The organism is Chryseobacterium sp. CBo1, from assembly GCF_001693475.1.
Classification (GTDB): Bacteria; Bacteroidota; Bacteroidia; order Flavobacteriales; family Weeksellaceae; genus Chryseobacterium; species Chryseobacterium formosense.
Window position 1 is genome coordinate 61,068 of the sequence record NZ_MAUH01000015.1, and the last position, 16,320, is coordinate 77,387.

The 16,320-nt window shown below is 34.9% G+C and carries 13 protein-coding genes; 6 read left to right on the plus strand and 7 right to left on the minus strand.

The genetic code is table 11. The features are described from left to right. Positions 1-157: 157 nt before the first annotated feature. Entirely contained in the window at positions 158-1,870 is a 1,713-nt protein-coding gene (locus tag BA768_RS10835; RefSeq protein ID WP_065720752.1) for a helix-turn-helix domain-containing protein, read from the minus strand. Positions 1,871-2,129: 259 nt separating this feature from the next. Here BA768_RS10835 and BA768_RS10840 point away from each other — a divergent pair, with 259 nt between their 5' ends. From BA768_RS10840 to BA768_RS10850, 4 genes are read left to right on the plus strand one after another with little or no spacing between them, the layout of a single operon-like run. Further along, the gene (locus tag BA768_RS10840; RefSeq protein ID WP_123947100.1) at positions 2,130-2,390 is read left to right on the plus strand and encodes a hypothetical protein; all 261 of its coding nucleotides are present in this window, start codon (positions 2,130-2,132) and stop codon (positions 2,388-2,390) included. A 31-nt stretch (positions 2,391-2,421) separates the two neighbouring features. Further along, positions 2,422-2,592, plus strand: a complete 171-nt coding sequence (locus BA768_RS21275; protein ID WP_159745873.1) for a hypothetical protein — start codon at positions 2,422-2,424, stop codon at positions 2,590-2,592. A gap of 11 nt (positions 2,593-2,603) precedes the next feature. Continuing rightward, a complete protein-coding gene (locus tag BA768_RS10845; protein WP_065720754.1) occupies positions 2,604-4,094 on the plus strand; it encodes a MauE/DoxX family redox-associated membrane protein in 1,491 nt (496 codons plus the stop codon). A gap of 54 nt (positions 4,095-4,148) precedes the next feature. Beyond that, positions 4,149-4,424 (plus strand): DUF6520 family protein, encoded by a 276-nt coding sequence (locus BA768_RS10850; RefSeq protein WP_065720755.1) that lies wholly within the window; start codon positions 4,149-4,151, stop codon positions 4,422-4,424. A 137-nt stretch (positions 4,425-4,561) separates the two neighbouring features. On the opposite strand, the gene BA768_RS10855 is transcribed toward BA768_RS10850, so the two are convergent. Together BA768_RS10855 and BA768_RS10860 are read right to left on the minus strand one after the other, a co-directional pair. Next, positions 4,562-4,771: a hypothetical protein gene (locus BA768_RS10855; protein WP_065720756.1), complete on the minus strand. Its 210-nt coding sequence runs from the start codon at positions 4,769-4,771 to the stop codon at positions 4,562-4,564. Positions 4,772-4,952: 181 nt separating this feature from the next. Beyond that, positions 4,953-6,689 carry an APC family permease gene (locus BA768_RS10860; protein WP_065720757.1) on the minus strand — a complete coding sequence of 579 codons (1,737 nt, stop codon included), beginning with the start codon at positions 6,687-6,689 and terminating at the stop codon, positions 4,953-4,955. A 163-nt stretch (positions 6,690-6,852) separates the two neighbouring features. Between BA768_RS10860 and nhaA the strand changes: the two genes are divergently transcribed. Both nhaA and BA768_RS10870 read left to right on the plus strand, forming a co-directional pair. After that, positions 6,853-8,205, plus strand: coding sequence for a Na+/H+ antiporter NhaA (gene nhaA, locus BA768_RS10865; RefSeq protein ID WP_065720758.1), 1,353 nt, complete (start codon positions 6,853-6,855; stop codon positions 8,203-8,205). Further along, positions 8,195-9,484, plus strand: coding sequence for a DUF389 domain-containing protein (locus BA768_RS10870; protein WP_065720759.1), 1,290 nt, complete (start codon positions 8,195-8,197; stop codon positions 9,482-9,484). Before nhaA ends, BA768_RS10870 begins: the two co-directional genes overlap by 11 nt. 12 nt (positions 9,485-9,496) lie before the next feature. On the opposite strand, the gene BA768_RS10875 is transcribed toward BA768_RS10870, so the two are convergent. The 4 genes from BA768_RS10875 to BA768_RS10890 all read right to left on the minus strand — a co-directional run. Beyond that, positions 9,497-11,509 carry a BCCT family transporter gene (locus BA768_RS10875; protein WP_083206642.1) on the minus strand — a complete coding sequence of 671 codons (2,013 nt, stop codon included), beginning with the start codon at positions 11,507-11,509 and terminating at the stop codon, positions 9,497-9,499. A gap of 458 nt (positions 11,510-11,967) precedes the next feature. After that, complete coding sequence (locus tag BA768_RS10880) at positions 11,968-12,453, minus strand: hypothetical protein (RefSeq protein WP_065720761.1); 486 nt, start codon at positions 12,451-12,453, stop codon at positions 11,968-11,970. Between the two features lie 182 nt (positions 12,454-12,635). Next, positions 12,636-15,152, minus strand: coding sequence for a prolyl oligopeptidase family serine peptidase (locus BA768_RS10885; protein ID WP_083206641.1), 2,517 nt, complete (start codon positions 15,150-15,152; stop codon positions 12,636-12,638). Positions 15,153-15,154: 2 nt separating this feature from the next. Further along, on the minus strand, positions 15,155-16,320 hold a 1,166-nt coding region (locus BA768_RS10890; RefSeq protein ID WP_123947101.1), incomplete at its 5' end, for a RagB/SusD family nutrient uptake outer membrane protein.

Here is a 16,320-nt window from a genome sequence, read left to right on the forward strand (position 1 = left end):
TTGAGGTACTTTTCCAAAAAAACAAACAAGACAAATGTCTTTGTTTGATAAAGAAGATAATTGAAATTGTAAGCAATATTTGCACAGCTTTCCACGAGTTGATCTACATAATTGTCGTTTAGATTATAAGAGCTCTATTAAAATAATATTACTCTACCTATTGATTATCCAACTCTTCAAGTCTCTTTCTAATAAAATCTGTTGGTCTCATTCCTGTTACTTCGAGAAAATGAGTTGAAAACATCTGCCTTGTGGAAATTCCGCACATCTCAGCGAGGGTATCTATCTTATAATTTAAATTCCTCTTATCTTCCAACATAAATGCTGTAATATAATTTATCCTTAATTTCTTTAAATATTCGGGAAATGTGACATCTAGATGTTCATTTAGTACAAAAGAAAGTGTGGTACGGTTAGAACCTATCAATGTTGCAACCTCTGGAAGTTTAATATTTTTCTTAAGATACTGTTTCTTGTCTTCAAAGACTTTTAGATTTTGTACTACATCATTAATTTGTTCAGGAGTATACAGACTTTTTACGTGCTCTTTAACAGGTTTTGATACTTCTTCTGATTCTTTTATCTGACCAATGGTCATTTTTTCTATCAAAATATTATATTGCTGAGTCAAAAGCGCTTCTTTTTTGCGAGATCTGTACACTAAAAATATAATAAGAAATACTGATAAAGTTATTAGAACAGCAAATAGAATTTTCCATTTTTTATGCTTTTTTATAAGCTGTCCTTTTTCCTCATTAAGCCGATCCGTATCGTACTCATATTTTATTTTTGTCGATAGCTTAGCAAAATCTTTAGCAATGATCGAATCTGCCCGTAAAAGCTGATTGGTGTAATAGAGCTGAACAGAATCATTATGCTGCTCTTTGGCATCATTGATGAGAAATTCATAGCTGCCCCTAATTTCCGGCGTTATAAATTTGTATTTATTTACAATAGAATCGACCTTTCTAAAATAGGAAAGCGATTGTTTTCTATTATTATTAATCCAATATAGTTTTCCTAAATAAAAATTAACGGTTGCCAGTGAAGCAAAATCATTATTTTTAAGGAGAATATCCCTTGAAAAAATGAGATGCTTTAAAGCTTCCTTTGTCTTTTTTTGGCGAATAAGTTGGATACCCCGACCTTTCTGAAAGTATGCATATTCAATCGAATGCTGATCTTTATTATCCAAAAGACTTAAACCTAGGTCAATCAACGAATCTTCTTTTTTATGCATCCCGATATTTGCGTATGCTTTGCTTAGACGATAAATACTATTTAAATATCCCGACTCATTATTTAATTTAATATTTTCATGAACATGATCAGCATTCATATTTCTCTGGAAAAAATTTGCGGTCTGTATAAAATGTTGGCTCGCTTCGTCATAATAACCTAAATAACACTTTACTACTCCAAGATGATAAATAACCTTATTTGTTAAATACTGATCTTCAGAATTTTTTGAATATTTAAAAGCAATCAGATAGTTCTCCAGTGCTTTTTTAAAATTTCTACTGTTGTAATAGTATACAATCCCTTTACCAAGATAGGCCCTGGATATCTGGTCTTTATTTTTAGATTTTAATGCTGTAACGATTGCACTGTCGGAGTATATTAATTTTCGCTGTGAAGTATTGCTATAATATATAGCTTCTTCATATCCAGCAATTAGCTTTAAATAATTTTTCTCTGACTTAGCCTTTTCAATATACATTTTAACAAATACCAATGCCCTTTCATCATTTTCTTGATACGAGTTGAAAAGAGACGAAAGCTTCTTATATGAATTTTGTTTTTCTTGACTTTGAAAAAAACCAACAAAAAAAATAAAAAGTATTAAAAAGTAGGCATTATTAGTTCTCATGTGACATTGGTTAAGCCAAAATTAACTAAAATATCGCACTAAAATATGGATATGTACCTCTAAAAGATAAAACCAAAACAAAGTACTGATACGCAATAAATTAAACAACAATTTAATGGGAGTAATAGATCAATTATTCCCTAAAGTAGGATCCATCACTCCACCATTTCCTTTCTAACAACGGCTGATCATCCTAATTTCGAATCAGAATTCTAAACAACCTGGCCGGGATAACTTTTTAACAATCACTTAAAACATCATGAAAAAGTATATCTCAATTTTTAGTTTATTATCTGCCTTCCTAATGATCTCATGCGAGCGATCATCCGATCTCGAATCTGAAACTCAGGAAACAAAGATCATAAATGAAGTAAAAAATTACGACAACAATTCAGCTTCGGCAAGAACCGAATCATCAAATCCTGATATTTCTGATTTAGACAATCTTGATACTGGAGATGATGATGAGCCGAGAAGAGACAAGCAACATTGGAGAGTATCCAGTGATAGTGCACAGTAAAATACTGTTTTATTTAAAAAAATCAGTTAAGGTGAGTTCTGCAAAAGAAAAAGTGATTCTTGAATCTGGGCAAATTTGCACAGTAAGTGGCGAATATGAAACAGTTGGATCTATTTCCACAACAGTCTTTGTATCTGAAGGAAAATTGATGCCTGAATACTGTGGTAAGAAAGTAAAATGGATTTTAGTAAAAAACGGATAAAACAAATAATAATGAATACCTTCAAATTAAAATTCGTAGAATTTACAAGCTACTTTTTCATCCTGTTATTTTGCTATGCTTCGGTAAGCAAAATTATGGACTTTGATAATTTTCAGGTTCAGATAGGGCAATCACCTCTTCTAAGCGCATATGCTGGAGTAATTTCCTACGGAGTAATTCTTGTTGAAGTTGTTATCGTCATTTTTGTTTCCATTAAAAAATTAAGAACAATTGGTTTATATGGATCAACAGCGATAATGTCCGCATTTACAATTTACATCTTCTTAATTCTGAATTATAGTGATTTTGTTCCCTGTTCATGTGGTGGTATATTGGAAAGTTTAGGCTGGACAGAGCATTTATTCTTCAACCTATTTTGTGTAATTATAGGTACTATAGCAGTTTTTATAAGCGAAAGAACTTCAGGTTATTCTAAATTGAGTACTGCAGCTTTATTATTGTTATCAAATATTCTAAGTTGTTTGGCTGTTATTTTTTTATTTCTCAGCTCAGAAAACATTATTAAAGAGGATAATAATTTCACAAGAAGATATTTAATGCATCCTATTGTAGAAAAGCAGAATACATTGTTGGATAACTCTTATTATTATTTTGCAGGAGCAGATAATAAAAATGTTTATTTAGGAAATATAAAATTTCCTCAGCAAATTCTTGTATTGGATTCTGCAATGGTCATAAAGAAGAAAATGAATATCGAACTGGATATTAATGAACTTCCTTACAGAAAACTGGAAACAAAAGTTCTTGGATCTCACTATTACATTTTCGACGGAACAGTTGCTATGATAAAGAGTGGATTATTAAATCATTCAAAGCCTGAGACTGTTAGTCAAAATGATGCTTACTTTTCTCAGTTGGCTGTGATCAATGAAAATAATTCATTTATATTAAGAACCCAAAGCAGCAGAACAAAAGATTTAATCATCGCTTCTCTGCACCCTGATAATGATAATAACAAAGTACAACTACACGCAGATTTTCTACAGAAACAGTCTGATGGAGTTTTCGATAACGATGGTGTTCTTAATGTGGACAGGGCAAATGGAGATATAGTTTATACATACCGTTACAGAAATCAGTTTATTGTCGCAGATTCTACTTTTAAGGTAAAGCACCGTTTAAATACCATTGATACTGTAAGCACCGCACACGTTAAATCGGTGAAACTTCCGGATGGGAAGTACAAAATGGAAAAGCCTCCTTTAAAAGTAAATGGATTTTCTACAGTATACAGAAAACTGCTTTTTAATCAATCCTTTTTGAAAGGAAGATATGAATCTGCAAAACGATGGAAAAATTCTAAAGTGGTAGATGTTTATAAAACAGATTCAAAACTGTACATAGGCAGTCTCTACATGGAAAACCGCGGAGAAAATAAAGTCAGTGATATTATAGTAACCGATCAGTTTCTGTATGCCATCGCCGGAAATCATCTTATTCAGTACCAATTAACAAAGCCTTTGTTAAGGCATTTAAAATAAGGGGAAGCCGAAAACCTTTACCAAGAGTAGGCACCAATTCAAATCCTTTTTATTATGAAAAAGTTAATTTTTCCTGTAGTTCTGGTATTAATGGGCACAGGTTCAGCGTTTGCTACCAAAATGGTTAAAGAAAGCAAACAAGCCATCGAAGCCGGATACCGTCTTGTCAACCACGGTGAAGGTCAGTTTGAATGTATCAATGCAGACAAAGACTGCAGTACATTTGCTACGGCAAATGTTTGTACATGGAGCGCAGATCCCTCTGTTCAATTAAGAGCTGTCGGTTCTGAAACAATGTGTGGCGAACTTCTTTATGAGATTCAGCCCTAATTTAATCTTTGAAGGACGCCGTTGGCGTCCTTCTTATTATTTAATTAATCTCATCAGAAAAAAATCTTTATGTGATTACTTGTTAGTTTTGGAAAATAACATAGTAATATAAATCGAAAAAATTTGAAACTAATTCACTACTTATCCTTTAATTTGGAAAAATATTGGTTTCCGATATTCACACCAGCAGAAATTACAAGACCTCGTATAAATGACCAAAATAATATTTCGTTTAATTTGCTCGTAGTATAATCTCCTGCACTATACAAATTAATTTCCATTAAAAATAAAACGATGGTCATCAGAAATGTACCTAATAAAATTTTCTCAATTCGTCTTATATCCATATTAGATCGTATTTAAATTTCTTAATCAAATCAGCCAGTTTATCTTTTTTTGAGTTGAGTTTATCAATAAAGATTGCTGCTTCTGGTAGCACAATCTTCACCTAAGAGTTTATTCTTTAAAGATAAAATTTAATTATTGAATGCCAACATAATTTAACATCTTAAGCGTTCTCTATTTAAATCAGAGTATCAACCTTACTCCACCTAATTCATCAACACGATAACTGAATTTCTCGCCAGGACTGCTGATAAACATGAAATTTTTAGGAATATTCCAATCATTGCTTAGCTTTTCAACAAGTTCAGGAGTAAATTCGCCTATAATTGTCACATATTCCATATCAACATCAGGATATGCCCTGTCTAATGTATCGAAGTCTGTAAGAAACTTCGGGTCAGGGTGTGCTGCTTTATCCAGAACAGTAACAATTTTTATTCTGTTGGTCACTTCATTTTCATGAAGGTACATCATCACTTTGTTTAATGTTGCTATATCATCACCTTTTGAGAAAAAGACAAAATTCTGTTCATAAAGTTTTTTCAAGTTTTGATTAAGCTCACGTTGACGTACAACCGTATATTTCTTATATCCTTTTGAGAGAGACTGCATTACATTTATGATAAAATGCATAATATCATTTCTCATCAGCATTGCCAAAATAATGAGAACTGAAGGTATAAAATATTGAAGGAATGTCAGTAAATATTGAGGTTTTGCCTGAACCGTTCCGTATAATGCAAGCATTATTGCAAAGAGTGCTATAATAACAGCACCCGGTCTGGCATTTTCTGGCCTAGGCAATCTAGAACGGCGTAATTTTAAAAGTATGTTTCCGATCGCGAAAGAAGCCATTACTGTTAGAAACGATAATGCATAGACTGCAGCTAAAGGTCCCAACTCCCCGCGGGTGACCAAAAGAACAGAACAGCATAGGAGAAAAAATAAAATTAAAATTCTGTATGTACTTCCTCTTTTATTTTCTTTTAAAAAATAATTCGGAAGTATTCGATCTAAAGTCATTCTCTTAATTAGGCCATTAACTCCTACAAACGAAGTCAAAACAGCACCGCTGAGTACGGATACTGCATTGATGGAAATAATTGTCGACAGCCACTTCCCTCCTGTTAATGTGCCAACGTAACTCAAAAATGAATTTTGATGAGATTCTACTGCCGAAACTGGAATAATACAGATCACAAGAAATGCTATTAGTGGATTAAGGATTGAAACCGCAACCCACATATTTCGCAATGTCTTTGCAAAAACACCTCTCTTCTGTTCTTCCACAAAATTTGAAGAACTTTCAAAACCTGATATTCCCAGCATTGCTGCTGAAAATCCAAAAAAGATGGCTGTTAAAATACTGCCATTCTTAGTAGGCAGATGAAAATTATTAATCATAATGGATAATCCATTGTTGCTCACAAAATAAATACATGATCCAATTAAAAGCATCATTGTCGTAAGGTGAAAAATAAAAATTATCAGAGCAACTACCGCGCTTTCAGAAATTCCCTGAATCGTCAATCCCAAAAATAACACAAGCAGTAAAAACGTTGCAATATTAACATTAAAGTGAGGGAAAATGTGATGAAGGTAATGCATCGCTTCACTAGAGGAAATAACAGCAGTAGCCATATATGATAATATTGTTAGACAAGCTGCAATAGAAGCATTACTTTTAGTTGTTGTGTTAAGCAATACATTATAGGCTCCTCCATTCAAGGGTAATGCCCCAACGACTTCACCATAGATTTTACGGAATAAATACAGGACAGCTGCTACAAGTAAAAGGGCTATCCATGCATACTGTCCAGCAGCTACAATAGCAAGTGCAGAAACATATAAGCACGAAGAGGTAATATCATTTCCGCAGATGGCAGTTGCAGACCATTCTCCAAGTTTTTTTGATGACATTCTATAGGTGGTTTGATTAATATGATGTAATAATAAAAATTTATTTTTAAAAAAAAGAAGATTTTAGATTAAAGAACAAGAACAAAAATTTACTTTTCACTTAGACCACAGTAAAACTCTATTCTTACTTAGATTTCGTAAATTTGCAGTCAAATAATTTTCTATGGACAATAACTATGCTAAAAAACCTATTGACAAAATCGTTCAACCTATGCAACGTTTCATACAACAGGAAAAGTCAGGAGGATTATTACTTGGTATCAGCGTTGTTATTGCATTAATCTTAGCAAATACATCGCTTTCTCATTCCTATCATGAAATTTTAGAACAGTCGTTTGGATTCCGCTGGAACAATGAGACTTATTTCGAGTATAATATTCACCATTGGATTAACGATGGTTTGATGTCCATCTTCTTTTTCGTAGTAGGTCTTGAACTGAAAAGAGAAATTATTGGCGGCGAATTATCTGATGTTAGAAAAGCGCTTCTTCCGATTGTCGCAGCTGTTGGAGGAATGGTTATGCCTGCACTAATTTATTTACTGTGCAATCCGTCCGGTGAACCTCATAAAGGATGGGGAATACCCATGGCAACAGATATAGCATTTGCTTTAGGAGTTTTGTATTTATTAGGTAACAGAATTCCTCTCGCTTTGAAAGTATTTTTGACTGCTCTTGCCATTGTGGATGATTTGGGTGCTGTACTGGTTATTGCATTCTTCTACACTTCAGACATCAATATGCTTTACCTGATTGTAGGATTATTGATTCTTGCAATCATGTATTTAGGAAACCGTCTGGGAGTCCGCGCTATATTATTTTATGCGGTTTTAGGAATTTGCGGAGTATGGACAACTTTTCTTTTATCAGGAGTTCACGCAACGATCGCTGCGGTTCTTGCAGCCTTCACTATTCCTGCAGATGTTAAAATAAAAGAAAACATCTTTATCTCAAAAATCAATGTATATCTGCAAAGGTTTAAAAATATTGACCCTACCGAAAATACTCCCACCCTAACGAACGAACAGCTTCATGTCTTAGAAAAAATGAATGAGGCAACATTGGAAGCTACTCCACCCCTGCAAAGACTTGAGCATGCCATGCATCCCGCAGTATCATTTCTCATCATTCCAATTTTTGCGATTGCCAACGCAGGAGTATCGTTAAATATAGATTTTGAAAGTCTGTTCAACAATAATATCGCCTTAGGTACGGCTCTCGGACTCGTAGCTGGAAAAGTTTTAGGAGTAGTTGGATTCAGCTACTTATTTATAAAACTTAAAATTGCGACAGTACCTGAAGGAATGAACTTTAAAAATCTTCTCGGGCTAGGCTTTTTGGCATCGATTGGATTTACCATGTCACTGTTTATCACCTCCCTTGCTTTTTCTCATGAAGAGTATCAGACTCAGGCTAAAATCGGTATTTTCGTTGCCTCCATTATAGGTGGAATTATAGGATACATAATTTTAAGCAGAAATTCTCAAATAAATAATACAAACACAAATGATCAATAATATTTTCAATTTTATCAATCTTCATAATGGTGAACAAAGAAAAGACAAAGTACTGGAAAACGTAACAGCCAATATTTCTTTCCGGGGATCCAATCTTTGGATTCTTGCCTGTGCCATTATTATCGCATCTGTCGGATTAAATGTAAACTCAACTGCGGTAATCATCGGAGCCATGTTGATATCACCATTAATGGGACCCATCGTAGGAGCAGGTTTTGCTTTGGGCACCTATAATTTTCCGTTGCTGAAAAAATCATTTAAAAATTTACTGATCGCAACATTTGTAAGCTTGACGGTTTCTGCCATCTACTTTTATGTAAGCCCTTTCAAAGATGTACAGTCAGAGTTGCTTGCAAGGACAGCTCCAAATATCTACGATGTCCTAATAGCTTTTTTTGGCGGCTTAGTGGGAGTTATAGCAATTACCAGAGTCGAAAAAGGAAATCCCATTCCGGGTGTGGCGATAGCGACTGCATTAATGCCACCATTGTGTACTGCCGGCTTTGGATTGGCAACATTCAATTTTTCCTATTTTTTCGGTGCATTTTACCTATACAGTATTAATTGTTTTTTTATCTGCATTGCTACTTTTTTTGTTGTTAAATTCCTTCAATATCCTTCATCTATTATTGATAACAAATATGAGAAAAGAATTAAATACGGTATTTCAGTATTGATTTTAGTGATGATCATTCCAAGCTTTTATTTAGCTTACAATCTTTTTAATGAAAAAACATTTACAAAGACCGCAGAGGAATTTGTACATAAGGAATTTGAAAATAAAGGCTTTACCGTTATTTATAAAAAAATTAATTATAACGCCTCACCTAAAATTATTGATATTGCTTTTCTCAACGAAAAGATCACCGCAGATGAAATTTTATCCTATAATAAAATACTTGCAGATTACGGACTATACGATACGAAGCTTAATGTTAGACAAGACGGAACAGATATTAAATCTGAAATTCTAAGTGAAATCAGTAAAACAGACCGAAGCATTTCTGAGAAAGACCTGACTATTGCACAACTCAGACAAGAGCTTAATAGTTATAAAATTTCCGACTCCACTCTTCTTCAGGAAATTAAAATCCTGTATCCATCGATGCAAAACGTCACTTATGGAAAAACTGAACTTTACCCACTGACTGATAGCGCAAGACTACAGTTTACCCTATTGTATACAGGGGATAAGATCGATCAAACACAACTTAAAAACTGGCTGCAGAAAAGACTGAAAGAGAAGAGTGTATTAATTATGAATACGGATGCCAATTAATAAAGATTCCAGTTATTTAAACCGATGATTTGAATCACTACTGATAAACATTGTATTTTTCTCTTCCGATATAATATTGATGAATCGGTCATAATGTTTTAAAACATCCGATATTAATTCGTTTTTTGTGAACAGCTTCACGTCATATCCATCCCTGTTGTCACCAAAATAAGATTTGGGGAAATAAACGAGATTCTCTTCTGCGTCAGGTAGATTGTCTTCATTCAGCAGATATTCAGACACTATTTTTGATTCGCTTCTAACGCCATAAATAAAATTGTTGATCAGATCATATCTGATTTCTATTTCGATTCTTTCTGGGTTTTCTCCATAATTCAATTTTGCATCTATCCCATTAACAGCAAACTCAGACAGAAGTTCACCAAACGCCTGCTTAGCCGTCGTTTCTATGTATCTATGGGTAGAAGCTGCATCATTAAAGGAAGCGATCTGCCTTAGCCTATCTTTCCACTGCTCTCCCGACCAGGGAACGGTCGTGGATGAAAAATCTTTGTCATAATAATTTTTGTCAACCATTAAACCTTTTGTTAGACTAACGAGGAACAGAAGCATGATTATTGAGAAAGGAAGTGCTGTAATCAAGGTCATACTTTGGAGTGCAGCCAATCCTCCAGCATTGAGCAGTATCAGTGCCAAAACAGCGAGAAGTGTTCCCCATCCTATCGTTTGCCACCGTGGCGAAACTTTAGCATTTTTAGTTGCAATACTGTTCATCACAAAAATACCACTATCAGCAGAGGTAACAAAGAAGATGATAATGATACCAATAACTAGAAAACTAATAAATTTTGTAAATGGAAGATACTCCAGAAACTGAAACATCAGTCCGTCCGGATCGTTAGCCATCTGGCTTAAAAAACCATCGGCAACATTCATATCAAACCAAATCGCACTGTTGCCAAATACAGACATCCAGATAAAATTAAATAAAGTAGGTAAAATCAGCACTGCGGCTACAAATTCCCTGATTGTACGTCCTTTTGAAATTCTCGCTATAAACAATCCTACATACGGAGACCAGGAGATCCACCATGCCCAATATAGAATCGTCCAGTCATAAAACCATGTCTGGGTTCCTTCTTCATAGACGTGAGTATTGAATGTGAGCGTAAAAAAACTATTGATATACGTCCCGATACCTTCAGTAAAGCTCCCGATCAGATAAACCGTAGGACCTAAAAAAAGTACAAATAGAAGCAGTATTACGACAGCGGTAATATTTATGTTGCTTAATATTCTCACCCCTTTATCCAAACCGCTGACCGCTGAAAATATAGCCAGTGAGACCAAAACAGCAACGATAAGAACCTGATAAAGAAAACTGTTATCAGGCAATATATTTAGGGTAACCAGTCCTGAATTGATCTGCACTACACCAAACCCTAAAGTGGTGGTGATACCAAAAAAAGTACTGCATAAAGCAAAAACATCGATGACGTTACCCCATCTGCCTTTTATTCTGTCTTTCAATAAAGGATAAAAGCAACTTCTTAAAGACAAAGGAAGTCTATATCTGTACGAAAAATAAGCTAGCGCCAAACCTACAACTCCATAGATTGCCCAAGCATGAATCCCCCAGTGAAAAAAGGTGTAAAGCTGGGCATTCTGAGCCCTTTGAACAAGAGATTTGTCAGAAAATATCTCGTTGGAATAATGCTGCATCGGCTCAGCAACACTAAAATACATTAACCCAATACCCATTCCCGCAGCAAAAAGCATTGATAGCCATGAAAAAAATGAATAATCAGGTCTGCTGTCATTTCGACCTAATCTGATATTACCGTATTTACTGGTCATGATATACACGAGGAAAATCACAAAGATCGAAACTGCCCAAACATAAATCCAGTTCAGGTTCACAAAAATAAAACCTTTGACTACTGTCAGAAGACTATCTGTAATTTCAGGATACAATGCAGAAATAAGACAAACTCCGATTATAAAAATAAGGCTCGGGATTGTAATCCCTTTTTTTAGTGTTGTTCTGATCTTAGTTTTTACCATAAATTCCATATTTATTTTGTAAGTGCTGAAAGTTGCTGAAAGTTGCTGAAAATTAACAATTTTTTTCTTCGAAGGAGAATTTTTTCCGAAGACTATTTAGAAAACGATATTTTTTTCATTGATTTTAAATCTTGTCGTTCAAATTCAAAATATGTTTGGAAACTATCGCATCAGTAATACTGAAAGTTCAAATCGTGTTTTTGCATTGTACTCTTTTTTTAATTTCGCAATATAGTTATTTACCGAACTAATGCTACAGGTCTCAAATTTATTCTTTTTCAGATGCTCAGATATTTCATTTGCGCTACAGCCATCTTTTACTAACTCCTTTATTTTTTCTTTGTAATTCATTATTAACTATTTGTATTTTATCTGCTGTATTTTATTACACAATATTTTAACAGTCATCTATTTACTAATTAGTGAAAGCACAACAACGCCGTTTAAAGGTTTTATAATCATTGAAAAAAAGATTTAATCCTTAGAATTATTTTATGAAATGCTGTATTCTCGTATCCAATCCGTTCACAATTCAGAGCCTCCAAGAACTCGGCAAGATTTGAATATAAACTCTCTTTTAAAGTTGCAATTTTTCTATTGCGGTTATCATATATTGTAAAGAATTCATTTGAATTTTCGTCTACACCATTTTTATACCCTTTAATTTCCTTTAATTTTATTTCCCTTTTTAAAAATAATAAATTGTAATAGAGTAATTTTTCATCGTAAATCTTTGCATTAATCAGTTCGTAATAATTGGTTTTCACCAGAAAATAAATCATTAAAAGGAAAATTACAATAAAATAGAGAAACCAGAAATAATGACCTTCTGAAATCATATTATCGTATGCTGCATTGCTAAATACAAATGGTAAAGAAAATGAAAGCAGCATGAGAATAAATCTAAAATACACAGTTAAAGGTCTTTTTATTTTTAATTTCATTTTATTAATTTTATTTTTTTTATCAAGTTATACTTAAATGTAATACAAAACCAAACTCAAGATGATATGCAAAGATAATTTTTTAAATACTTTTGATAATAGCAATACCGATATCATCAGTTACCACAGCTAAATGATCAAAAAAAAGAACGCTTCAAAAACGTTCTTTAATTATCAGTATTTTAGTTACCAGTCAACTCCTTTTGTATCCAACCTGTACTGTTCCTGCCCTTAAGAAAATAATCCCACCATTCTATTACCCTTCGATTCAAATCAAAAGTTTCAGGCGTCATAATGCCCAAGCTGTGTGACTGATCCTTGTAGTGTAAGGCAATAACAGGTTTCCTATTCCTCAACAAACCAACGTAAAAAGCTTCCGTCTGCTCAGGAACAACATTCGTGTCTTTTCTACCAGTCCAAAGAAGAATTGGTGCATTTACATTTTGTACAAAATTTATCGGATTATTATTATCATAAAGCTTTGGATTTTCGGCATAAGAAATATTCATATCAAATTGCCCATCTTCAAACCTCGCATAATCAGGAACTTCAAAAAGCCTGTTGTAAGAAAAATAGCTTTGAACTGTATTTGCAACAGACGCACCTGAAACAAAAGCTGCAAAACGCTTGGATTTCGTAGCGATAAAGTCGGTCTCATAGCCACCCATCGAATGTCCTGTTAACCCAACTTTCGAAAAATCGATAGAAGTATTATTTTGAATTGCATCCAAGGCTTTATTCACACAATCCAAAGCTGAAATCCCCGTTCCTCTGTCATCAAACACAATATCCGGCTGAAATACAAAATAACCATGTTCAACCAAAATCCTTTTGCTGATTCCATCCTGTGCTACATCACCAGTTAGATAAGTTGAAGCAGCACTGGATTGCTGCTGATAAACCTTTACAACCATCGGATATTTTTTCATAGGATCATAATCCATAGGATAAGTCAATATTCCTTTTAACGGTACCCCCAAAGAATTATTAAAATGCACCACTTCCACTTTCATTTTATCCAACATCAAGTCCTGAGTATTGGTCTGATAAAGCAACTTCTTCTTACTCCCATTATTTGAAACTGAATACAACCCATCAGGCAGATTAAAATTCTCCTCAATGGTAAAACCAGACTTTGTACCACTACCCTTTCCAAAAGCAATTTTCTTAATCTTCCGGTCAGTTTCAGGAATAAGAACCAATCTCTTATTTTTATTCAACTCCAACACTGATGTTGTACCTTTAAGTGTATTGTTTAACTGCAGACGCAAGGGTTTACCAGTGTCTACCGTAACTGTATTGAACTTCGTCTCCAAAAGAGTAAATCCCATTATTACCTTCTTATCCATCAAGACAACCTCCGACTCTTTTGAAATCTCCATACCACTCAAAACACCCGTTTTCAGGTCATAAGAATACAAATCTGTCTTTCCGCTAAAAAACAGTTTTTTGCCATCCAAACTATAAACAGGATTTCTCAAATCAGAACCTTTAACATCAGCCATCTTCTGACTGTGAAGATCAAACAATTTCCATATTTTCTCTTTTCTGTCAAAAGATACCACATACCTCCCATCCGCTGAACCGAATATTTCAGAGGACTTCGGAAATATCAGCGAATATTTTTTCAATTGAATATCATACAAAAACATATCATACTTCGGATTAGCACTCACATAATCAAAAACTTCTCTGTTACTGAATGCCCACAAGTATCGGCTGTTGTTCAGTGAAGTAAAAATTTCAAATCTATCCGTGGGAAACTCTTCAACAGTCCCTGTATCAGTCATAATATGCCAGAACCGATACTTAACCTTACCATTTTTTGTAAACCGAAGCTCCCTGTCCGTTCCGTACCAAAGTTCAACCATTGGAGTCTTAGGAACCGGAATATGGGTTTCAGCACTAACCAAAAAAGATTCTCCTTTCCGAATTTCAGTGACCTTCACAGTTTTCTCAGGAAGATTCTGTAACTCTGCAGGAGCAATGAGCCTGCCGCTCTGTAAATCCAAGATCTTCAGCGATCTCAAGGAAGCTCCCTGCCCAATCTCACGAATACTCAAATACCTCCCCGAAGGCATCATTTCAATCTTCTCAACCGTATCATCTGTCTGATACAAAGCCACAGCCTTTTTACCATCCCATCTCATCAAAGCAAAACGACCATCAACCGATTTAACTGAAAACAAAATCTTCCCATCGTCTCCCACCAGTTTATCAACATTGTCAATCTCATACAAGAGACGCCCATCAGAATGAAAAACCCGGATCTTCCTTTGACTATCCAAAATGTAAAACTGTTTTACATCTTTAATAATACCGCCATTAACAGCGGTATTATATTCAGATCTTTTCCCGGTTTTCAGATTGACAAAAACAGCTTTGCCGACACCCTGAGCAAATAAATAATTCTTGCCTAAAAAATTCCGTGATATATTATATCCTACAAGAGTATCTATAGCTTTTACCCTATTATGAGAAAACACAAGCACTGTATCAATACTCCCCATATACGATTTTGTGACCGCAGCGTAAGAAACATCCTCATTGACCGTCAGCAGATTTAAAGAAGAAAACTGCGCTACCCATTTCTTGAGCCCCTCATCCGACATATCCTGTGCACTAAAGAAAGATACAGTACAAAATATCATCATCAACGATACCTTACTCAAGGGACGCTTAAACTTCAGTCTATTCATGATCAGTACCCGGTATTTTGAGGATTAAGGTTTGAATTAAGCAGCAGTTCCTTCTGCGGAATCGGCCATGCTCTATGAAATTCTTTCCAGTTCGGCTTGGAAGCCGTTAGTACACTCAAACGATCATTCCTTTTCAAATCCAGAAAACGGTGCCCCATCTCCGTAAAAAACTCCCTCCTGTTCTCATTCAGAATTTCCGCCAAAAGCAAATCCTTCCCAATCCCTGAACTCAATGTCGGAAGTCCCGCCCTTTGTCTAGTTTTATTCACAAAAGGTACAGCATCAACCACATTGTTCTGCTGAGCCAAAGATTCAGCAAGAAGGAGATACACTTCCTCCAACCTGAACACAACAGAATACTCCAAAGTATTGGCAGAACGGAGCTTATATTTTTCAGCCCTGTACCAGGTATTCCCACCCACGGTAACAGCAGCCATCCAATTCTGCTTTCTAAGATCCCCGGATGCAAAACTGCCGACCAAAGACGGTGTCAGTGAAAAAGCAGTAGGTGCCGCATTGACAAAATAATAGATCGATGCCTCCTTCGTCGCATCCCCTGAATTCTTAGGCTTTAACTGCCATAGAATATGTGTTCCTGACTTTTGAAAAACCTTAGTAATATCGTTCTGAAAAGTATACAGCGGGCTTTGGAGAATATCCTTCAGCAAAACCTCCGCATGCATATACTTTTTACGGTGCATATACACTTTGGCTAGAATCAGCTCAGCGGTTTTCTTGTTAACAAAAATACGTTCAGCATTCCTATAGGAATCATTCAGCGTTAAAACAGCCTCCGACAAATCCATTTCCAAACGATCCAACACTTCATCGGAAGCCGTCTTGGAAATCGTCTGATTAACCGAATAATTGGTCGTTACAGGATACGGAATATCACCATATATCTGCTGCAAATAAAAAAACAACAAAGAACGGATGGTTAAAGCTTCAGCTTTAATCCGAACCTTATCCTTCTCAGCAATTGCTGCTGAATTCTCAACACCTTCCAAAATACTGTTCGCATAATAAATCTTCTGATAGGCTGCCGTCCAGAAAGAGTTCACAGGAATACTGGAATCAATCAGCGTATTGTTAAAAATCTCAGGAAAACCATTATTGGTTGCCGTCGTATGATACGTCAGGTCATCAGTATACATTCCCAAAAGCCTTC

Excerpts from the sequence above, each read along its gene's own strand:
- BA768_RS10835 (WP_065720752.1), bottom strand. The coding sequence starts at position 1,870 with ATGAGAACTAATAATGCCTACTTTTTAATACTTTTTATTTTTTTTGTT.
- BA768_RS10840 (WP_123947100.1), top strand. The coding sequence starts at position 2,130 with ATGAAAAAGTATATCTCAATTTTTAGTTTATTATCTGCCTTCCTAATG.
- BA768_RS10845 (WP_065720754.1), top strand. The coding sequence starts at position 2,604 with ATGAATACCTTCAAATTAAAATTCGTAGAATTTACAAGCTACTTTTTC.
- BA768_RS10850 (WP_065720755.1), top strand. The coding sequence starts at position 4,149 with ATGAAAAAGTTAATTTTTCCTGTAGTTCTGGTATTAATGGGCACAGGT.
- BA768_RS10855 (WP_065720756.1), bottom strand. The coding sequence starts at position 4,771 with ATGGATATAAGACGAATTGAGAAAATTTTATTAGGTACATTTCTGATG.
- BA768_RS10860 (WP_065720757.1), bottom strand. The coding sequence starts at position 6,689 with ATGTCATCAAAAAAACTTGGAGAATGGTCTGCAACTGCCATCTGCGGA.
- nhaA (WP_065720758.1), top strand. The coding sequence starts at position 6,853 with ATGGACAATAACTATGCTAAAAAACCTATTGACAAAATCGTTCAACCT.
- BA768_RS10870 (WP_065720759.1), top strand. The coding sequence starts at position 8,195 with ATGATCAATAATATTTTCAATTTTATCAATCTTCATAATGGTGAACAA.
- BA768_RS10875 (WP_083206642.1), bottom strand. The coding sequence starts at position 11,509 with ATGGTAAAAACTAAGATCAGAACAACACTAAAAAAAGGGATTACAATC.
- BA768_RS10880 (WP_065720761.1), bottom strand. The coding sequence starts at position 12,453 with ATGAAATTAAAAATAAAAAGACCTTTAACTGTGTATTTTAGATTTATT.
- BA768_RS10885 (WP_083206641.1), bottom strand. The coding sequence starts at position 15,152 with ATGAATAGACTGAAGTTTAAGCGTCCCTTGAGTAAGGTATCGTTGATG.